The sequence below is a fragment of the Motilibacter rhizosphaerae genome (assembly GCF_004216915.1).
GTDB lineage: Bacteria > Actinomycetota > Actinomycetes > Motilibacterales > Motilibacteraceae > Motilibacter > Motilibacter rhizosphaerae.
This window is the reverse complement of record NZ_SGXD01000002.1, coordinates 127,357-146,988: the sequence shown is the minus strand read 5'-3', so window position 1 is coordinate 146,988 and position 19,632 is coordinate 127,357. Positions and strand designations below refer to the sequence as shown.

The following is a 19,632-nucleotide window of genomic DNA, read 5'->3' as shown; positions in this document are numbered from 1 at the left end:
GCTCGGTCGTCGCGTGGGCGGCGCTCGACGACGCCGTCCCGCTCTACCCGGTCTACGCCCTGCTCGTCGTGGGCTCCGGGACGGGCGCGGCGGGGCTGTCGCTGCTGCTCGCCCTGTGGTCGCTCACGGGCGTGCTCGCCGAGGTCCCGGCCGGGGCCGTCGCCGACCGCTGGTCGCGGCGGGGAGCGCTCGCGGCTGGCGCCCTCGGGCGCGGGGCCGCCTTCGCCGTCTGGACGCTGGCGCCGGTGCCGACGGGGTTCGCCGCGGGCTTCGTGGTGTGGGGCCTCGCCGGCGCGCTCTCCTCGGGCTCGCTCGAGACGCTGGCGTACGACCTGCTGCGCGAGCGTGGCCGGACCGACGCGTACGCGGGGCTCCTCGGCCGGGTCACCGCCGCCCGGCTCGGCGCGGCCCTGCCCGCCGCCGGGCTCGCGACGCTCCTCCTGCCCCACGGGTACGCCGTGGTCGGGTGGGCCAGCGTCGCCACGAGCGTCGCGGCCGGACTGCTGGCCCTGCGCCTGCCGGAGGCGGCTCGTGGGGTGGCAGACGAGGGCGAGGAGCCGGGTCTCGGCGAGCTGCTGCGCTCGGGCGTGCGCGAGGCGCTGCTGGACGTGCGCGTACGCGGTCCGCTCGTCGCCGTCGCCGCGCTGACGGGGATCGACGCGCTGGAGGAGTACCTCCCCGTGCTCGCCTCGTCCTGGGGCGTGCCCACCTCGCTCGTGCCGCTGGCCCTCGCCGGTGTGCCCCTGCTCGCCGCGGCGGTGGCGGGTGCTGCTGGTCGGCTCCGCGGCGCCGGCCGGCGGGCGCTGGCGGGGGTGGCGCTGGCGGCCTGCTGCGGGCTCCTCGCCGCGGGGGCGCTCGGCCGACCGGCGTCGCTGGTGCTGCTCGCGACGGCGTACGCGGCCTACCGCGGCGTGCTCGTGCTGGCGGAGGTGCGGCTGCAGGAGGCGGCGAGCGGTCGGGCGCGTACGACGGTGACGAGCGTCGCGGCGCTGCTGAGCGAGCTCCCGGCGTTCGGGGTGTACGCCGCGTGGGCGGTGCACGGGCTGGCCGCGGTCGCCGCGCTGCTGGCGGTCGTGGCCCTCGCGCTGCCCGCGCTGCTGCGCCGCCGGGGTGGAAGTTGATCAGGCTGCCCGATCATGTGCGGCCCCGGCAGCACGGACTGGTCGCCTCCAGCACGAGATCCCGTCCGTACGGCGACCACCTGGTGCGGTCGGGTCTGCGCGAGGGTCCGGCCCGCACGGGCTCCTGGCCAACTCGATCGGGCAGCCTGATCAACTTCCCGGGCGGCCCGGCGGCCCGGCGGTCCGGCGGCTCGGCGGCCCGGCGCTCAGCCCGCGCCCACCACGGCCCCCACGACGACGACGGCAGGCGGGCGCACACCGCGCTCGAGCACCACGGACCCCACGTCGCGCAGGGTGGTGCGGGTGACGCGCTGCGCGGGGGAGTACGCCGACTCCACCACCGCCACGCCGAGCCCGGGGTCGGCCCCTGCGGCGACGAGCGCCTCCGCGGCCTTGCCCACGTAGGTCACCCCCATGAGCATCACCAGCGTGCCGCCCGAGCCGAGCAGGGCGGCCAGCCCGGCGACCGCGCCCTCGTCGAGCAGCTCGTGGCCCGTCGACACCGTGAAGGACCTCGCCACCCCGCGGGTCGTCACCGGGATGCCGGCGGCGGCGGGGCCGGCAATGGCGCTCGTGACGCCCGGGACGACCTCGCACGGCACGCTTGCGGCGGCGCACGCGGCCACCTCCTCGGGCCCGCGGCCGAAGACGAACGGGTCGCCGCCCTTGAGCCGCACGACGCGCTTGCCAGCGAGCGCGTGCGTGACGAGCAGCTTCTCGATGTCGCGCTGGGGCACCGGGTGGTTGCCGGGCTGCTTGCCGACGTCGATGACCAGCACGTCGTCGTCGAGCTCGTCGAGCAGCGCCACCGGCGCCAGCCGGTCGGTCACGACGACGTCGGCCTCGGCGAGCAGGCGCCGGCCGCGCGTGGTGATGAGCCCGGGGTCGCCGGGCCCGCCGCCGACCAGGGCGACCGAGCCGACGCCGTCGGTAGGGGCGCGCCGCCGGCGCAGGGGGAGCGAGCCGGTGTCGAGCCCGAGCGCCACCCCGTCGCGCAGCGCGCGGGCGCGGCGCGGGTCCCTCCCCCCGAACACCGCCACCACTACGTCGTCGCGCCGGGCGACAGCCGGGGTCCAGGCGCTCGAGGCGCTCGCGTCGTCAGCACGGACGCACCACAGGTGCCGGGCCTCCGCCTCGGCGGCGACCGCCGCGTCGACGGCGGGGTCCCCGGTCGCGGTCTGCACGAGCCAGGCGCCCTCGAGGTCGGCCGGCGCGAACCCGCGCTGCTCCCAGCGCAGCGTCCCGGACTCGGCCAGGGTACGGAGGTCGCCGATGACGTCGGGCGCGACGACCAGGACGTCGGCGTGCGCGTCGAGCAGGCCGCGTACGCGCCGGAGCGCCACCGGACCCCCGCCGACGACCACGGCGCGACGCCCGGCGAGGCCCAGCAGCAGCGGGTAGCCGGGCTGCGCAGGGACGGGCTCGCTCACGGCGCCCACCCTAGCGAGCGCCACCGCAGGTCAGCCCCTGCCGGATCAGCCCCCGCCGGATCAGCCCCTGCCGGATCAGGCCTTGCCGAGCAGCAGCCCGCGGCGGCGCAGCACGGTGCGCTCGAGCGGCGCGAAGCAGGCCAGCTCGACGACGATGCCCACCACGAGGATGAGGAAGATGCCGAGGAACACCCACGGGAGGTCGTTGAGGTCACGTGCGCTCTCCTCGAACTGCCCGAGCCCGAGGGGGATGTCGCTGGAGCGCACGATGAGCTCGGCGGCCATGAGCGAGCGCCAGGAGAACGCCCAGCCCTGCTTGAGACCGGCGAGGTAGCCGGGCAGCGCGGCGGGGAGCACGACGTGCCAGACCTGCTTGAGCCCGCGGGCGCCCAGCACCCGGCCGACCCGCAGGTAGAGGGGCGGCACCTGGTCCACGCCGGCGACGAGCCCGTTGGCGATCGAGGGCACCGCGCCCAGCAGGACGACGGCCAGCATCGCCTTCTGGCTGGCGCCGAACCAGATCAGCGCCGGCGGGACCCACGCGACCGAGGGCAGCACCTGGAGCCCGGAGAGCAGCGGGCCGAAGCCGGCGCGGATGAAGCGGACCTGCGCGACGAGCACGCCGAGGACGGTGCCGACGACCAGCGAGAGCGCGAAGCCCAGCGCCGCTCGGCCGAGGGACCCGCGGAACGCCTCGGTGATCGTGCCGTCCGACCAGTGGTCGCGGAAGGTCGCGCCGACGTCGGCCGGCCCGGGGAAGATCGTGGAGGAGGGCCGGAAGACGAGCGTCCACAGGTCCCAGGCGACGAACAGGCCGACGAGCACGACCACCGGCGGCAGGGCGCTGCGCAGCGCCCTGCGCCACCACGGCGCCCGGTCCTCGGTCTCGGTGGCGAGGGCGTCGAGCCCCGCCTCGAGGCTCTTCTCGGACGACTGTCGGGCCTCGCCCAGCAGGGCAGCGGCGGCGACGCGGCTGTCGTCCACCCCGACCACGGTCTCGTCAGCGGACATCGATGGCCTCCTCGGCCTCGTCGCCGGCGTGGCGGCGGATCTCGGCGGACAGGTGCTCGGTGATCTCGCCGGCCAGGCGCGAGACGGACTCGTCCTCGATGCGCCGGGGCTGCGGCAGGTCGACCCGCCACTCCCGCAGCACGCGGCCCGGGCGCGAGGAGAGCAGGACGACGCGCTGGCCGAGGCGTACGGCCTCGCGGACGTTGTGGGTGACGAAGACGACGGCGACGCCGGTCTCCTGCCACACCCGGACCAGCTCGGCGTGCAGCGCATCACGGGTGATGGCGTCGAGCGCCGAGAACGGCTCGTCCATCAGCAGCACCGGCCGCTGCTGGGCGAGGGCGCGGGCGAGCGCCACGCGCTGGCGCATGCCCCCGGAGAGCTCGTGCGGCCGCTTGGCGTAGGCGCCGTCGAGCCGGACCAGGCTGAGCAGGCGCTCGGCCTCCGGGCGCCGCTCGGCACGGGGTACGCCCCGCAGCCGCAGCGCCAGCTCGATGTTGCGCCCGGCGGTCAGCCACGGGAAGAGCCCGCCCTCCTGCGGCATCAGCGCCGCGCCGCCGTTGACCGTGACGGTCCCAGCGGTGGGGGCGTCGAGCCCGGCGATGAGGGAGAGCAGGGTCGACTTGCCGCACCCCGACGCCCCGAGCAGCGCCACGAACTCGCCGGGGGCGACGTCGAGGCTCACGCGGTCGAGCGCGAAGGTCGCGCTCGCCCCGCGGCCGAAGGCCTTGCGGACCCCGTGGACCGAGACCAGGGGACCGTGCTGCAGCCCGGCGGCCTGCGCCGGGGCGTCGAGTGCGGACATCGTCGTTCCTCCTAGACGCCGAGGCCGGCGTCGTCGACGGCGGGCTTGCCCGCCTCCTTGAGGACCTCGTTGAGCAGCGAGAGGTCGTAGATGCCCTTGAGGTCGGGCTTCTTCAGCAGCCCCACGGAGACCGCGTGGTCGGCCGCCTCCTGCAGGGTCGAGGCCAGCGGGTCCATCGTGATGCCGATGCCCTTGAACGCGCTCGCGAGGATGGCGGGCTTGAGCGCCTTGCCGGTGAGCGTCTTGAGCTCGTCGTTGACGACGGTCTGCGCCTGGTCGGGGTTGGCGGTGATCCAGTCCTCGGCGGCCAGCTCGCCCTGCAGCAGCTTCTTCACGCTGCCGGGGTACTTCTTGAGGAAGTCCTGGCTGACCACGAGGTGGGTCGTGACGAACTTCCCGCCCGGCCACTGGGTCTTCTCGTCCACGAGGGTCTTCGCGCCGGCGTCGACGAGGCGCGAGGCCCACGGCTCCGGTACCCACGCGCCGTCGATCCGACCGAGCTTGAACTGGTCCAGCGTGGCGGCGTTGTCCAGGTTGAGGATCGAGACGTCGCCCTTGCCGGTCACGGGGACCTTGAAGCCCTGCTTCTGAAGCCAGTAGCGCAGCGCGACGTCCTGCGTGCCGCCCTGCTGCGGGTCGGCGATCTTCTTGCCCTTGAGCTGCGCGGCCGAGGTGATGCTGGCGCGGACGACGAGCGAGGCGCCGCCCGAGGTGGCGCCGGAGACGATGCGCAGCAGCCCGCCCTTGGCCTTGACGTAGCCGTTGATCGCGGGGTTGGGGCCGAGGAAGGCGGCGTTGATCGTGCCTCCGGTCAGCGCCTCGATCGCAGCGGGGCCGGCGTTGTAGATCTGCGTGCTGAGCTTGGTCGAGCCGAGCGCCTTCTGGAAGAAGGGCTGCTCCTTGCTCGCGCCGACGACCGCAGCGGCGTGCGTGACGTTGGCGAAGTAGCCGAGCTTCAGCGTCGGCGACTCGGCGAGGGCGGCACCGGAGCTGGCCGCGGCGGTCGCCGCGGCGCCGCCGGTGGAGGCCGTGGACTTCTTGTCCGCGCTCGCGCAGGCGGCGAGCACGGGGAGCAGCGGGACGACGACGGCGGTGACGAGCGCCCGTCGGAAGCGGGTGCGGAGCAAGGGGGTCCTCCAGGAGTCGGTGTCAGAGCAGGGGGGTCGCGAGTGCCGGCGCGGTCGTACGCGCCAGCAGACATCGCGACCCCGCCGAGCACGCGTTGACGCGCGCCGCCTGGGCGACGCGGTCACGGCTGTGGCTGCTCAGGGCGCCGGGGAGGGCGTCCACGGGGACTCCTTGCTGGAGGGAGAGGGGGTCGGGGAGGGGTGGGTCTAGAGGTGGATGCCGCACTCGGTCTTGGCGAGCCCGGCCCAGCGCCCGGCGCGGGCGTCCTCGCCGGGCGCGACGCGCCGCGTGCAGGGCTCGCAGCCGATCGAGGGGTAGTCGTCCCACACCAGCGGGTTGACGAGCGTCCCGTGCTCCTGGGCGTAGCGGTCGACGTCGTCCTGGGTCCAGCGCGCGAGCGGGCTGACCTTGATCTTGCCGCGCTTGGCGTCGAACGCGACGACCGGCGTGCCGGCGCGCGAGGGGCCCTCGTCACGGCGTACGCCGCTGCCCCAGGCGTCGTAGTCGCCCAGGACGGCGTTGAGCGGGTCGACCTTGCGCATGGCGCAGCAGCGGTCGGGGTCGCGCTCGTAGAGCCGCGGGCCGTACGCCTCGTCCTGCTGCGTGACCGACAGGATCGGGAGCACGGTGCGGACGTTGACGTCGTAGACCGCGTCGACCGCGTCACGCGTGCCGATGGTCTCCGCGAAGTGGTAGCCGGTGTCGATGAACAGCACGGTGATGCCGGGCACGACGCGCCCCGCGAGGTGCGACAGCACGGTGTCGGCCCCCATCGAGCCGGTGACCGCGAAGCGCTCGCCGAAGGTGGCGGCGGCCCAGCGCAGGACCTCCTCGGCGGGCGCGTCCTCGAGCTCGTGCGCCGCGCGCGCCGCCAGGGCCTGCAGCTCCTCGGCCGTGCGGGCGGAGCCGCCGGTGGTGATCGTCATGCGCGTCCCTCCTCCAGGCGCGCTGCCGCGCCCGGTCCACGGGTGGGAACGCTCATACGAGGTCGCCCTCTTCCGCACGGGCGACCCAGGCGGCGAAGGTCTCCTCGCCCTGGCGCTGCTCGACGAACCGCGAGGCGACGCGCTCGACGTAGTCCGGGACCTCGTCGGCGGTGACCTTGAGCCCGCGCAGCTTGCGCCCGAAGCCCGCGTCCTCGCCGAACCCGCCGCCGAGGTGGACCTGGAAGCCGTCGACGTGGGTGCCGTCCTCGCCGGTCATGAGCATGCCCTTGAGCCCGATGTCCGCGGTCTGGAAGCGTGCGCAGGAGTTGGGGCAGCCGTTGACGTGAAGCGAGAGCGGGGCGTCGAACGCGGGCAGCCGCCGCTCGAGCTCGTCGATGACGACGGAGGCGCGCTGCTTGGTCTCGACGATCGCGAGCTTGCAGTACTCGATGCCGGTGCAGGCCATGGTGCCCCGTCGGAAGGTCGAGGGCCTGACCTTCAGGTCGAGCGCCTCCAGCGCTGCGCTGACCTCCTCGACCCGGTCGCCCGGGACGTCGAGGACGAGCAGGTGCTGCTGCGGGGTGAGGCGCACGCGGTCGCTGCCGACCGACTCGGCGAGGTCGGCCACCCGGTTGAGGACCGTCCCGCTGACGCGCCCGGTGCGCGGGGCGGCGCCGACGTAGAACCGGCCGTCGACCTGCTCGTGCACGCCGGTGTGGTCGCGCGCGTCGGGGGCGGGCGCCTCCGGAGCGGGCCCGTCGGGCAGCGCACGGTGGAGGTACTCGTCCTGCAGGACCTGGCGGAAGCGCTCGGCGCCCCAGTCGTTGACGAGGAACTTCAACCGCGCCCTCGTGCGCAGGCGGCGGTAGCCGTAGTCGCGGAAGATCCCCGCCACCCCGGCCCACACCTCGGGCACCTCGTCGACGGTGACGAACGCGCCCAGGCGCTGCGCCAGCATCGGGTTGGTCGAGAGGCCGCCGCCGACCCAGACGTCGAAGCCCGGGCCGAGCTCGGGGTGGCGCACCCCGACGAACGACACGTCGTTGATCTCGTGGACGACGTCCTGGCGCGGCGAGCCGCTGATCGCGGTCTTGAACTTGCGGGGGAGGTTGGAGAAGGCCTTGTCGCCGATGAAGCGGCGCTTGATCTCCTCCACCGCGGGGGTGCCGTCGACGATCTCGTCCTTCGCCACGCCCGCGACGGGCGAGCCGAGGATGACGCGCGGGGTGTCGCCGCACGCCTCTTGAGTGGAGAGGCCGACGCCCTCGAGCCGCTCCCAGACCGCGGGCACGTCCTCGATGCGGATCCAGTGGTACTGGACGTTCTGCCGGTCGGTGATGTCGGCGGTGTCCCGCGCGTACGTCGTCGAGATGTCGGCCACCGCCCGCAGCTGCTCCAGGCTCAGCGCGCCCCCGTCGATGCGCACCCGCAGCATGAAGAACTCCGCGTCGAGCTCGTGCGGCTCGAGCGTGGCGGTCTGCCCGCCGGGGATGCCCTCGCGGCGCTGCGTGTAGAGCCCCCACCACCGCAGGCGGCCACGCAGGTCCTGCCCGTCGATGGCGTCGAAGCCGTGGCGGGCGTAGAGGTCGAGGACCCGCTGGCGGACGTTGAGCCCGTCGTCGTCCTTCTTGACCTGCTCGTTCGGGTTCAAGGGGGTGAAGTAGCCGAGGGCCCACTGGCCCTCGCCCTTCTTGCGCCTAGCTGGGGGCACGCGCTCCGGTCCTCACATGGTCGTACGGCTGGTGTGGTCTCGAGGCGTGCGCCGTCCCGGAGCCCGGGCAGGCAGGAGCCCGGGGACGGGAGAGGGGGTGCGCCGCCCTCAGCAGCAGCGACAGACCGCGCTCGACACGTGGCCGTGGTCCACGTGGAGCCGTGCCACGAGCTGCACGGAGACGGGCTCCGTGGTCGCTGGCACGAGTCGGGTCATGCTGCGATGGTCCCCTGTCAAGCGGAGCAGGGCAAGTTCGACCACCATCTGAGACGGTTGTCCAGGCGGTCGCCACGGCGCGCGCACCGGGGCGGCGGGCCCCGCGCTGGGTACCGTACGGGTGTGTCGGGAGCCGTCGGAGCAGCGCGGCCGGCCGCCAGCGAGCACCGCCGGGCGCTCCCGGTGGTCGGCTGGAACGTCCTGCGCCACACGGTCGGGGCCTGCTTCCGCTACCGCGTCACCGGCCTCGCGGCCGAGGTCGGCTTCTTCGCGCTGCTCTCGCTGCCCCCGCTGCTGCTCGGGCTCGTCGGCTCGCTCGGCTTCGTCGTGCGCCCCCTGCTCGGCGACGACGTCGTCGAGGAGGTGCGCACCTCGATCCTCGACTCGCTGCACACCGCGCTCGCCAACACCAGCGTGGACAGCGTCGTGCAGGACACCTTCAACGACGTCAGCAAGCGCGGCCGCATCGACATCGTCTCGATCGGCTTCGTGCTCGCCCTGTGGTCCGGCTCCCGCGCGCTCAACGTCTACATCGACACCGTGACGATCATGTACGGCCTCGGTGGCCACCGCGGCATCATCCGCACGCGCGCGCTGAGCGTGACGCTCTACGTGCTCGCGCTGCTCACGGGCAGCGTGGCCCTGCCGCTCGTCGTCGCCGGACCGAGCCTCGTCGCCGACGCCCTGCCGAAGGGGTACGGCGGGTGGGTGCAGGCGGCGTACTGGCCGACGGTGCTGCTGCTGTGCGTGCTGTTCCTCGCGACGCTCTACCACTTCGCGGTGCCCATCCGCGGACGGTGGCGGCGCGACCTGCCGGGCGCGGTGCTGGCCGTGGCGCTGTGGCTGGTGCTGAGCTGGGTGCTGCGCACGGTGATCGCCGCCAGCGTCGGGGGCAGCTCGACCTCGATCTACGGCCCGCTGTCCGCCCCCATCCTCGTGCTGGTCTGGCTCTACTTCCTCGCGATCAGCGTGCTCATCGGCGCCGCCTTCAACGCGGCCCTGGACGACGAGCTCCGGATCGGTGCCGAGCGGCGCCGCCGCGCCCGCGCCCGCGCGCAGCGGGCCGCCGCCGCACCAGCAGCGCCCACGCCGCCCCCGCACGAGAACCCGCTCACGCCGCTCCCGGACGAGCCGGGCGCTCCCGCCGCCCCGCGCTGAGCCCGAGCTGGACCCCGGGCCGCCCCCTGCACATCAGCAGGCGCCGGGGCGGGCAGAATGGCGCCATGACGCACGCCTCGCCCGAGCGCCCCACGCCCCAGGTCCTCCAGGAGACCTACGACGCCCCGCACCACGGCCGCGTCGAGGACGTGTGGGACACCCTCGGCCGGGTGGGGTTCGTCCTCGTGTCGCTGGTGTTCGTGCTCGCGGTGTTCTTCTACGCGGGCTGGCTGTTCCTCGCCAACAACACCTAGGCCGCACGAGGCCCGGCCCGGCTAGCCGACTGCACCCTCCTCGGGCTGCAGCTCGTCGCCGCGCGCCGGTCCTGCCCACAGGCCGGTGAGGTCGCGCAGGTCGGCGATCTGCGCGTCGAGCCACTTGCCGATGTCGTTGGCGCGGACCACGCCGGCGGCGGCCTCGAGCCGCTGGCGGCGCTGGTCCGGCGCCATCGTCAGCGCCTCGTGGAGCGCGTCGGCCTGCTGCTGGATGTCGAACGGGTTCAGCGTCACGGCGAAGTGCCCCAGCTCGGCGTGCGCTCCCGTGCTCTCCGACAGGCAGAGCACGGCGTCGCGGGTGTTGACGACGACCATCTCCTTGGCGACGAGGTTCATCCCGTCGGCGATGGAGTTGACGAGCACCGCGTCGCACAGCGTGTACGCCGCCACCGCCGTCGCGAAGTCCTCCTGCAGGCGCAGGTCGATCGGCGCGTAGCCGGTGCGGGCGTACTTCGCGTTGACGCGGGCGACGACCGCGCCGATGCGGCCGAGGTAGTCGGCGTACTCCGGCACGTCGAGCCGGCTCGGTTGCAGGAAGGCGAGGAAGCGCAGCCGGCCGACGAGCTCCGGGTGCTGCTCGAGCAGGAGCTCGAAGGCGAGGAACCCGCGCACGATGTTCTTGGAGGGGTCAGTGCGGTCGACGCGCAGCAGCAGCTGCTCGCCGTCCGGGAGCAGGTCGCGCTCGAGCTCCTCGCGGCGCTCGGCGACGTCCTCGCTCGCCGCCATCTCCTCGAGCGCGCCGACGTCGATGGAGATGGGGTAGGTCCGGGCAGCCACCGTCCGGCCCTGGTAGCTCACGGTCTTCTGCTGCAGGTCGATCGGCAGCCCGAGCAGCTCCTGCACGCAGAGCAGGAAGTTGCGGGCGAAGCGCTCGGTGTGGAAGGCGACGACGTCGTTGCCGAGCAATCCGTGGAAGATCTGCTCGCGGATGTCCTGCGGCAGGACCACCCAGGCGTCCGGCCCGGGCCACGGGATGTGGATGAAGTGCGAGAGCACGACCTCCGGGCAGGCCTGCCGGACCCGGTCCGCGACGAGGTAGAAGTGGTAGTCGTGCAGCAGCACGAGGGCGCGGCCCCCACGGGCGCGCACCTCCTCGGCGACGGCCTCCGCGAACGCCTCGTTGACCGGGACGTAGCCCTGCTCGTACGCCTCGCGCTCGCGCCGCCCGATGACGGGCGTCGTCGCGTGGCCGTACAGCCCGTGCTGGATGAACCAGAGCAGCGGGTTGGAGAACACCTGGTAGAAGTCCTCGTGCTCCTGCGGGGGCACGTCGACGAGGCGCACGTCGAGCACGGGTGCGTCGTCGGGCTCGTCGCCGTCCGCCGGCCGCGGCTCCGCGGTCATGACGAGCGGGACTGCGCCGCCCTCGTGCTCGGCCGCGACCGCCGAGTCCTCGTCGGTGGTCGCGGCGCAGACCCAGACCGCGTCCTCGAGCTGGCCCGCGAGCCCGACGAGGGCGGTGACGAGACCGCCCGCACCCCGCCGGATGAGCCGCTTGCCCTTCTCGCGCCGGAACTGCACGGGCGCGCGGTGGCTGAGGACGACGACCGGCACGTCGATGGCCGGGGCACCGGCGGTCTGCTCGCTCGACGTCTGCGTCTGGTCGCTCATGCGCCCACTCTCGCGCACGCCCCGTCGGGCGCCTCGGGCGGTCCCGCCCGGGCGACGCCGGCGTGCGATCATCCCCGGCCATGGGCAAGCACCGCCGTCCGGCCTCCCCGCACCAGCTCTCCGACCTGCTCCGGCTCGACCCGGGCGCACCAGTGGACCTCACCCGCATCGACCCCGGCTCGACGCCGGGGTCGGACGAGGGCAAGAAGCGGGCGCGCGAGGTGCAGGCCGGGCTCGCGCCGCGCTTCGCCGACCTGCAGGAGCGGCTGTACGCCCAGGGGCGCTCCGGGGGCCCGCGGCGGGTCCTGCTCGTCCTCCAGGGCATGGACACCTCGGGCAAGGGCGGCGTGTCGCGCCACGTGCTCGGCCAGGTCGACCCGCAGGGCGTGACCATCGCGGCGTTCGGCGCGCCGACCGAGGAGGAGCTCGCCCACGACTTCCTGTGGCGCATCGAGCGCGAGCTGCCGGCGGCCGGCCAGATCGGCGTCTTCGACCGCTCGCACTACGAGGACATCGTGTCGGTGCGCGTCCGCGGGCTCGCGCCCCAGGAGGTCTGGGAGGCGCGCTACGACCGGATCAACGACTGGGAGCGCCAGCTCGTCGAGGACGGCACGACGGTGGTCAAGGTCTTCCTCCACATCTCGCGCGCGGAGTCGAAGGAGCGGCTGCTCGCCCGCCTCGACGACCCGACGAAGCACTGGAAGTACAAGGCGAAGGACGTCGACGACCGCGCCCTCTGGCCGGCCTGGCAGCAGGCGTACGCCGACGTCCTGCAGCGCTGCGGCACCGACGTGGCCCCGTGGTTCGTGGTCCCGGCCGACCACAAGTGGTACCGCGACCTCGCGGTGACCTCCCTGCTGGTCGAGCAGCTGGAGCGCTTCGGGCTCGGCTGGCCAGCAGCCGACGTCGACGTCGCGGCGGAGCGCGCCCGGCTGCTCGCCGCGGAGTAGCCCTCCGCGCCGCGGCGCGGAGGGTGCGACCGTACGGGTGGCGTGGCGGCCCGGTTACACGGGGACATCCTCCTGGAACCTCGGCGACACGCGACGGGGCGACGCTGGGCGGCGCAACGGGACCGGGTCGGCGAGGGAGGGGCACGGATGAGCGAGCTGCTGCAGTCCAGTGCGGGGGAGGACGCCGCCGTCGCGGACGCGGCCGGCGTCGCGCGCACCGGGCGGCTGACCCTCGGGGTCGAGGAGGAGTTCCACCTCGTCGACCTGCGCTCGCGGCGCCCCGTGCCCCGCGCCCCCGAGCTGCTCGACCGGCTGCCCTACGTCTCCTTCAGCGCCGAGCTGCAGGCCTGCCTCGTCGAGACCAACTCCTCGGTCCACACCAGCCTCGAGGGCCTGCGTGCGGACGTCGCCGGCCTGCGCGCCACGCTCGCCGCGACGGCGAACCGCGCCGGGCTCGGCATCCTCGCGAGCGGCACCGCGCCGCTGCCCCCGGTCGCCAGCAGCGTCACGCCCACCTCGCGCTTCCTCACGATGCTCGACGACTACGGCATGCTCGTCCGCGAGCAGATGATCTGCGGGCTCCAGGTGCACGTGGGCATCCCCGACCGGGACCTCGCCGTGGCCGTCGCCCGGCGGGTGGCGCCGTCCGTGCCGCTCCTGCTCGCGCTGACGGCGAGCTCGCCGTTCTGGGCGGGGGCGGACAGCGGCTACGCCAGCGCGCGCTCCCTGGTGTGGCAGCGGTGGCCCTCCGCCGGCCCGTACGACGTCGACGGGGGAGCGGCAGCCCACGACGAGCTCGTCGGGCAGCTGCTGGCGACCGGCGTGATCCGCGACGGCGGGATGATCTACTTCGACGTCCGCCCCTCGCCGCACCTGCCGACGCTCGAGCTGCGGATCACCGACGCGTGCCCCCTCGTCGACGACGTCGCGCTGGTGGCAGGCCTGTTCCGCGCGCTCGTCGCCCAGGAGATCGAGGCCGTCGCCGCCGGTCGGCCGGCCATGCTGCCGCCCACGCCGGTGCTGCGCGCCGCCGCGTGGCGCGCCGCCCGCTCGGGCGTGACCGGGGACCTGCTCGACCCCGTGACCGCGCGTCCCGTCCCCGCCGCGCAGGCGCTGCGCGGCATGCTCGAGCGCCTGCGCCCCCAGCTCGAGGCGAGCGGCGACACCGAGCTCGTCACCGACCTGCTCGAGTCCGTCCTCGTCAACGGCGGCAGCGCGCAGCGCCAGCGCACGGCGTACGTCCGGCGAGAGCAGCTCGGCGACGTCGTCGACCTGCTCCTCGACGAGACCGTGCGCGGCGTCGGCGTCGAGGACCTCCCGCCGGAGGTCGCCGCCCGCTCCGTCATCCCGCTCGACTACCCGACCTCCGGCGACGAGGCGGTCGGCGAGGGCGGCGCGCCCACCCCGCCGTACGCCGGCATCCTCCCGCTGCTGACCGCCCTCGGGCCCGAGGGCATGCGGCGGCGCGAGGGCCTGCGCGACCAGGAGCAGCGCACCCACGAGGTGACGTTCTCCGTGGCGGGGCGCACCCAGCTGTTCCCCGTCGACCTCGTCCCCCGGGTCGTGCGGGCCGCCGAGTGGTCGCGCCTCACGGAGGGGCTGACGCAGCGGGCGCGCGCGCTCGACGCCTTCCTCCACGACGTCTACGCCGAGCGCCGCGCCGTGGCGGACGGGATCATCCCCGCGCACGTCGTGGACGGGGCTCCCGGGCTGCGCTCGACCGGCGTGCTCGCCCGGCACCAGCGCGTCCGCGCCCACTTGTGCGGCATGGACCTCGTCAAGGACAGCCGGACGGGCGAGTGGGCCGTCCTCGAGGACAACCTCCGCGTCCCCTCGGGGCTGGCGTACGCCGTCCAGGACCGGCGGCTCGTCCGGCGCGTGCTGCCCGAGCTCGCGCCGCCGGAGGGCCTGCTCGAGGCCGAGGCCGCGCCGCGGATGCTCCTGCGCACGCTGCAGGACGCCGCCCCCGAGGGGGTGCGCGGTGAGCCGTCCATCGTGCTGCTCAGCGAGGGCCCCAGCGGGTCGGCGTGGTTCGACCACCGCACGCTCGCCTCCGAGATGGGCGTGCCCTGCGTCCAGGGCGGCGAGCTCGAGGTCGAGGCCGGCCGCGTCCTGCTCGTCCGCGACGGCGCCCGCCAGCCCGTCGACGTGATCTACATGCGGGTCGGCGAGGAGGAGCTCAACCACACCTCCGGCGCAGACGGGCGCCCGCTCGGCCCGCCGCTGCTCGCCGCCCTCGACGCCGGCATGGTCGCGCTGTGCAACGCGCCGGGCAACGGCGTCGGTGACGACAAGGCGGTCTACGCCTACGTCCCCGAGTTCATCCGCTACTACCTCGGCGAGGAGCCCGAGCTCGCCTCGGTGCCGACCTACCTGTGCCACGAGCCCGAGATGCTGGCCGAGGTGCTGCCGCGCCTGCACGAGCTCGTCCTCAAGCCGGTCGACGGCTACGGTGGTGAGGGCGTGCTCATCGGCCCGCTGGCCTCCGAGGAGGAGGTCGACGCCGCCCGGCGCCAGCTGCTCTCCGCCCCGCACCGGTGGATCGCCCAGGAGGTCGTCTCCCTGACCACGCACCCGACGTTCGACGGCGAGCACCTCTCCGCCCGCCACGTGGACCTGCGCGCCTTCGTGCTGCAGGGCGACGAGGTGCGCGTCGCGCCGGCAGCGCTGACGCGCGTCGCGCCCGAGGGCAGCATGATCGTCAACTCCTCCCGCGGCGGCGGGGCCAAGGACACCTGGATCCTCGGGTGAGGGCTGCCCCTCCGGGCACCAGCGGGGAGGTCGTCGTCGTCGAGGCGGTGCGCGACACCGTCCCCGAGGACGTCTACGCGAGCTGGTCGCCCGCAGCCTCGCCCGACGGGGAGTGCGTCGCGTTCGTCTCCGACCGCGGGGGCCGCCCGCAGGTCTGGGTGCGCTCGCTGCGGGCGGTCTACCCGCACCTCGTGCAGGCGCCGTTCCCCGCCGTCCGCGCGGTGACGTGGAGCCCGGACGGCGAGGACCTCGTGCTCTGCGTCCAGGTGCTCGACGCCTCCCGGACCGAGCTGTGGGCGGTGCCGGCGACCGGGGGGGAGCCGCGCCCGCTCTCGACCGGCCGCTCCGCGACCTGGTCCCCGGGGCTCCGCGGCCCGTGGGCCGCCGACGGCCGGCTGCTCGCGACCGAGGTCGACGAGGAGGGGACCGCGACCCTGCTCCTCGTCGAGGTGGCGACGGGCAAGCGCAGCGAGCTGGCCACGGGCCCGCTGCTCGCGCTGCTCGACGTCAGCGACGACGGGCGCGCGGCGCTCGTCCGCAGCGGGCGCCGCACCTCGCGCCACCTCGAGCTGCTCGACACCGCGAGCGGCGAGCGCCGCGTCCTCGATGCCGGCGCCGGCCCCGGCAGCTCCGACACGGGCTGCCTGTCCGCCGACGCCACCACCGCGTACGCCGTGAGCAGCCGGGGCCGGGAGCACTCCGCGCTCGTCGCCCACGACCTGACGGGGCCGGAGCGGGGGAGCGGGCCCGCCCGCGTCGTCGCGCAGCGACCGGCGGACCTCGACCTCGCCGTCCTCGACGCGGGGACGACCGAGGCCGTGCTGGTGTGGAACGTGCACTCCGGCTGCTCGGACCTCACCGTCCTCGAGCTGGCCAGCGGCCAGGCCCACCCGCTCGACGCTCCGCGTGACGTCGTGAGCGAGGTCGACCTCCTGCCCGCGGGCGGGGCCCGCGACGGTGGCGTCCTCGCGACCTGCGAGGGCTACGCCGACCCGCGCGGGGTGTGGCTGCTCACGCTCGACTACGGCGTCGCCGAACCGCTCTCCAGCGACGGCGCGGTCGTCTTCGGCTCCCCGGCCGCCTCGAGCGGGCGCGCCCCGCTGGAGCAGCTGGCGGCGCCGGAGCTGCGGACCTACGCGAGCACCGACGGGCTCGAGATCAGCGGCTGGTTCTACGCGCCCACCACGGGCGAGGGGGGCGCGGCGGTCGTCTACCTGCACGGCGGCCCCGAGGCGCAGGAGCGCCCGGTCTACAGCTCGCTGTTCCAGTCGCTCGCGGCCTCCGGCGTCGCGGTCTTCGCGCTGAACGTCCGTGGCAGCAGCGGGTTCGGCCGCACCTTCAGCACGGCTGACGATCTCGACGGGCGGTGGGCGGCGATCGATGACGTCGCGTCCGCGGCGCGCTTCCTCGTGGCGTCCGGCGCCGCCCAGCCCGGGCGGGTCGCCGTCATGGGGCGGTCGTACGGCGGCTACCTCACGCTGGCGGCGCTGGTCGCGCACCCGGACCTGTTCGCCGCCGGGGTCGACGTCTGCGGGATGAGCGACCTGCTCACGTTCTTCCGCGACACCGAGCCCGCCATCGCCGCAGCCGCTGTCTCGAAGTACGGCGACCCCGACCGCGATGCCGACCTCCTGCGCGCGCTGTCGCCCATGACGTCCATCGACCGCCTGCGCGCACCGCTGCTGGTCGTGCACGGCGCGGGCGACACCAACGTCCCGGTCGGCGAGGCGAGGCAGGTCGTCGCGGCCTTGGCCGAACGTGCTGTCCCGCACCGGTTCCTGCTGTTCGAGGGGGAGGGGCACGAGCTCCTCGCGACGCCCAACAGGGTGCGCTTCGTGCGCGAGGTCGTCGCGTGGCTGACCACCCACCTTGCGGTGGAGGCCGCGGGCTGATCCCGCTGTGTGCCCGTCGACCTGCTGGTGCTGCAGGCCGCGCTCGCCGTGCGCCAGGGCCTGCGGCGAGACCGCCCTGCGTGCCGTCGCGGTGAACACCGCCGCCATGCTCGGCGTCGGCGACCGGATCGGCGCCCTGGGCTCGACGGCGACGTGGTCCTGTGGTCCGGCGACCCGCTGGAGCTGGGGTCGCCTGCGCTGCGGGTCCTCGTCGGCGGGGAGACGGTCCACGAGTGGGACGCGGAGGCGGGGCCGGACGGACGCACGACAGCCCCCGTCCTGGTGGACGGGGGCTGTCGTCGGGCGTGGGCGATACTGGGATTGAACCAGTGACCTCTTCCGTGTCAAGGAAGCGCTCTCCCACTGAGCTAATCGCCCGTGCGAGGTGGAGACGGGATTTGAACCCGTGTAGACGGCTTTGCAGGCCGTTGCCTCGCCTCTCGGCCACTCCACCGAGTCGAGGCCCGGGTCTCCCCGACCTCTCCGAGCGGACGACGGGATTCGAACCCGCGACCCTCACCTTGGCAAGGTGATGCTCTACCAACTGAGCCACGTCCGCATGCCCTGTCGCGAGGTCCCCCTCGCGGCGAAGCGAGTGGAACTCTACCCCACGGCCGACAGTGCTCGCGACCTCGGTCGCCCGTGTCCCACCTGCTGGTCGCCCCTCGCCGCTACTGTCGGGACCGGCTCGGAGGAGGGGACCATGGGCGCCAGCAGCGGGGTCGTGGTGTGGCTCGACGGCGTGGTGCTGCCGGCGGAGGAGGCCCGCGTCGGGGTCCTCGACCACGGCTTCACCGTGGGCGACGGTGTCTTCGAGACGCTGGCCGTCCGCGGTGGCGTCCCGGTCTCGCTGACCCGCCACCTCGCCCGGCTCGCGCGCTCCGCCGCCGCGCTCGGCCTGCCCGAGCCGGAGGCTGCCGTGGTCCGCAGCGCCGTCGCCGAGCTGCTCGGTGTCGTGCCGAGCACCGGTCCGCACCGGCTGCGCATCACCTGGACCTCGGGGCCGGGCCCCCTGGGCTCGCAGCGCGGGGACGGGCCTCCCACGCTCCTCCTCGCCCTGGCCCCCGGAGGTGGGACCCCGGACCCCGTGGCACTGGCCACCGTCCCGTGGGTGCGCAACGAGCGCTCGCCGCTGGCCGGCGTCAAGAGCACGTCGTACGCCGAGAACGCCGTCGCGCTCGCGGCCGCGCACGCCGCGGGGGCCGGCGAGGCCGTGCTGGCGAACACCCGGGGCGAACTGTGCGAGGGGACGGGGTCGAACGTCCTCGTGGCCGTCGGTGGCCGGCTGCTCACCCCGCCGCTGTCGAGCGGGTGCCTCGCCGGCGTCACGCGCGAGGTGCTCCTCGACCTGGGCGTCGTCGAGGAGGAGGTGCTGGCGTACGACGTGCTGCGGACCGCGGACGAGGTGCTCATCACGTCGTCGACGCGCGACGTGCTCCCCGCCGTCCGGGTGGACGGCAGGGAGGTGGCGGTGGGGCCGCTGGGTCGGTCGGCTGCCGCCGCGTACGCCGCCCGGGTCGCGGAGGAGCCGGACGCGTAGCGATCCGTCGCGGCGGTACAGGCCCTCTCAGGCCTGGAGCAGCGCCGCGAGCGTCGAGTCCATGTCGAGGTGGCGGCTCTCCTCGCCGGGGGGCACGACGAGCGCCGTGCGGGCGACGAAGTCGCGCAGCTCGCGGGCCGGGGCCTCGAGCAGGGCGCGGCCGTCGGGGGAGGAGAGCGCGATGTAGACGACCTCGTCGTCGTCCGGGCCGGCGCCGGGCCAGACGCGCACGTCGCCCTGCCCGACCGGGCGGTTCACCCCGGCGCTGAGCAGCTCGCGGGCGAACACCCAGTCGACGCCGTGCGCACCGGTGCGGAACCGGGCGGAGACGGCGTACGGGTCGGAGGAGTCGTAGGCGAGGCTCACGGGGACGGGGAGCGAGGTCTCCCCGGGCACGACGAGCCGCACCTCGAGGTCGCAGGTCACCTGAGCGGTAGGACGGCGGTCCATCTTCCGGCCCTTCCGGATCGACAGCTTCATTGCCTGACACCCTTGTCACGGCGGACTGCTGCGTCGCCCGGAGGCTGGCCGCTGCAGGCCACGAGGAATGGCTGCCCCTCCCCGGAGACGGCGAAACGCTGCCGGCCCCGGATACGCTGGCCAGGACGCTCCGGACGAGCTGGAGGGGGGACGGCGTGGGGGATCCCGAGCGGGCCGAGGCCGGCGCTCTCGCGCCTGCGGTCCTGCCCACGCCGACATCCCCGTCGATGTCCCGGCGCCAACGGTACGTCCTCTGGCGCGACCGGGCCACGCAGGGGAGCCGGTGGAAGCGCTCGGCGTGGCGCGCGGTCGTCACGCTCGTCGGCCTGCTGCTCGTGGGCGGCGGGCTCGCGCTCGTCCCGCTGCCCGGGCCGGGCTGGCTCGTCGTCATCCTCGGGCTCGGCGTGCTCTCGACGGAGTTCGTCTGGGCCGAGCGGCTGCTCGGGCGCCTGCGCGCCCTCCTCGACGCGTGGGCCGCCTGGGTGCGGGGGCGCTCCCCGCTCGGCCGCGCGCTGGTCGGGGCGGTCGGGCTGGTGGTCCTGCTCGGGGTCGCCGTCGTCGTGCTGCGCCTGCTCGGCACCCCCGGCTGGGTGCCCGAGGCCGTCCCGCTCGTGCGCTAGAGTGTGC

General features: G+C 74.8%; 16 protein-coding genes, 3 tRNA genes and 1 pseudogene. 8 read left to right on the top strand and 12 right to left on the bottom strand.

Annotated features, from left to right (window positions below; all coding sequences use genetic code 11):
* Positions 1-53: 53 nt before the first annotated feature.
* A pseudogene (locus EV189_RS06145) lies at positions 54-1,121 on the top strand (MFS transporter); the annotation flags it as partial.
* Between the two features lie 206 nt (positions 1,122-1,327).
* On the opposite strand, the gene cobA reads toward EV189_RS06145, so the two are convergent.
* The 7 genes from cobA to EV189_RS06110 form a co-directional block, all read right to left on the bottom strand.
* On the bottom strand, positions 1,328-2,551 hold the full coding sequence (gene cobA, locus EV189_RS06135; RefSeq protein ID WP_231116119.1) for a uroporphyrinogen-III C-methyltransferase: 1,224 nt from the start codon (positions 2,549-2,551) through the stop codon (positions 1,328-1,330).
* A gap of 75 nt (positions 2,552-2,626) precedes the next feature.
* Positions 2,627-3,562, bottom strand: coding sequence for an ABC transporter permease (locus EV189_RS06130; protein ID WP_130492080.1), 936 nt, complete (start codon positions 3,560-3,562; stop codon positions 2,627-2,629).
* Positions 3,552-4,367, bottom strand: coding sequence for an ABC transporter ATP-binding protein (locus tag EV189_RS06125; RefSeq protein WP_130492079.1), 816 nt, complete (start codon positions 4,365-4,367; stop codon positions 3,552-3,554). Before EV189_RS06125 ends, EV189_RS06130 begins: the two co-directional genes overlap by 11 nt.
* 11 nt (positions 4,368-4,378) lie before the next feature.
* Positions 4,379-5,494: an ABC transporter substrate-binding protein gene (locus tag EV189_RS06120; protein ID WP_130492078.1), complete on the bottom strand. Its 1,116-nt coding sequence runs from the start codon at positions 5,492-5,494 to the stop codon at positions 4,379-4,381.
* 22 nt (positions 5,495-5,516) lie between these two features.
* Positions 5,517-5,657, bottom strand: coding sequence for a hypothetical protein (locus EV189_RS20075; protein WP_165400159.1), 141 nt, complete (start codon positions 5,655-5,657; stop codon positions 5,517-5,519).
* 44 nt (positions 5,658-5,701) lie between these two features.
* Positions 5,702-6,421: a phosphoadenylyl-sulfate reductase gene (locus EV189_RS06115; protein ID WP_130492077.1), complete on the bottom strand. Its 720-nt coding sequence runs from the start codon at positions 6,419-6,421 to the stop codon at positions 5,702-5,704.
* A gap of 52 nt (positions 6,422-6,473) precedes the next feature.
* On the bottom strand, positions 6,474-8,132 hold the full coding sequence (locus EV189_RS06110) for a nitrite/sulfite reductase (protein WP_130492076.1): 1,659 nt from the start codon (positions 8,130-8,132) through the stop codon (positions 6,474-6,476).
* 339 nt (positions 8,133-8,471) lie between these two features.
* On the opposite strand from EV189_RS06110, the gene EV189_RS06105 reads away from it, so the two are divergent.
* Positions 8,472-9,506, top strand: coding sequence for a YihY/virulence factor BrkB family protein (locus EV189_RS06105; protein ID WP_231116118.1), 1,035 nt, complete (start codon positions 8,472-8,474; stop codon positions 9,504-9,506).
* A 65-nt stretch (positions 9,507-9,571) separates the two neighbouring features.
* Complete coding sequence (locus EV189_RS06100; protein WP_130492074.1) at positions 9,572-9,760, top strand: hypothetical protein; 189 nt, start codon at positions 9,572-9,574, stop codon at positions 9,758-9,760.
* Between the two features lie 21 nt (positions 9,761-9,781).
* Here the strand turns inward: EV189_RS06100 and EV189_RS06095 are convergent, their stop codons facing one another.
* A complete protein-coding gene (locus tag EV189_RS06095; RefSeq protein ID WP_130492073.1) occupies positions 9,782-11,392 on the bottom strand; it encodes an alpha,alpha-trehalose-phosphate synthase (UDP-forming) in 1,611 nt (536 codons plus the stop codon).
* A gap of 80 nt (positions 11,393-11,472) precedes the next feature.
* On the opposite strand from EV189_RS06095, the gene EV189_RS06090 reads away from it, so the two are divergent.
* The 3 genes from EV189_RS06090 to EV189_RS06080 all read left to right on the top strand — a co-directional run bounded on the left by EV189_RS06090 (position 11,473) and on the right by EV189_RS06080 (position 16,985).
* The gene (locus EV189_RS06090) at positions 11,473-12,342 is read left to right on the top strand and encodes a PPK2 family polyphosphate kinase (RefSeq protein ID WP_130492072.1); all 870 of its coding nucleotides are present in this window, start codon (positions 11,473-11,475) and stop codon (positions 12,340-12,342) included.
* Positions 12,343-12,489: 147 nt separating this feature from the next.
* Positions 12,490-15,093, top strand: coding sequence for a carboxylate--amine ligase/circularly permuted type 2 ATP-grasp protein (locus EV189_RS06085; RefSeq protein ID WP_130492071.1), 2,604 nt, complete (start codon positions 12,490-12,492; stop codon positions 15,091-15,093).
* On the top strand, positions 15,090-16,985 hold the full coding sequence (locus tag EV189_RS06080; protein WP_130492070.1) for a S9 family peptidase: 1,896 nt from the start codon (positions 15,090-15,092) through the stop codon (positions 16,983-16,985). The genes EV189_RS06085 and EV189_RS06080 overlap by 4 nt, the downstream gene beginning before the upstream one ends.
* A 306-nt stretch (positions 16,986-17,291) precedes the next feature.
* Here EV189_RS06080 and EV189_RS06075 read toward each other — a convergent pair.
* The 3 genes from EV189_RS06075 to EV189_RS06065 all read right to left on the bottom strand — a co-directional run bounded on the left by EV189_RS06075 (position 17,292) and on the right by EV189_RS06065 (position 17,544).
* Positions 17,292-17,363 (bottom strand) — tRNA-Val (locus tag EV189_RS06075).
* Between the two features lie 5 nt (positions 17,364-17,368).
* Positions 17,369-17,439 (bottom strand) — tRNA-Cys (locus tag EV189_RS06070).
* A gap of 32 nt (positions 17,440-17,471) precedes the next feature.
* Positions 17,472-17,544 (bottom strand) — tRNA-Gly (locus EV189_RS06065).
* A 144-nt stretch (positions 17,545-17,688) separates the two neighbouring features.
* Here EV189_RS06065 and EV189_RS06060 point away from each other — a divergent pair.
* The gene (locus EV189_RS06060) at positions 17,689-18,525 is read left to right on the top strand and encodes an aminotransferase class IV (protein ID WP_165400158.1); all 837 of its coding nucleotides are present in this window, start codon (positions 17,689-17,691) and stop codon (positions 18,523-18,525) included.
* 27 nt (positions 18,526-18,552) lie between these two features.
* Here the strand turns inward: EV189_RS06060 and EV189_RS06055 are convergent, their stop codons facing one another.
* Positions 18,553-19,005, bottom strand: a complete 453-nt coding sequence (locus tag EV189_RS06055) for an SsgA family sporulation/cell division regulator (RefSeq protein WP_196788529.1) — start codon at positions 19,003-19,005, stop codon at positions 18,553-18,555.
* Positions 19,006-19,160: 155 nt separating this feature from the next.
* On the opposite strand from EV189_RS06055, the gene EV189_RS06050 reads away from it, so the two are divergent.
* Positions 19,161-19,625 carry a PGPGW domain-containing protein gene (locus EV189_RS06050; RefSeq protein WP_231116117.1) on the top strand — a complete coding sequence of 155 codons (465 nt, stop codon included), beginning with the start codon at positions 19,161-19,163 and terminating at the stop codon, positions 19,623-19,625.
* Positions 19,626-19,632: the final 7 nt, after the last annotated feature.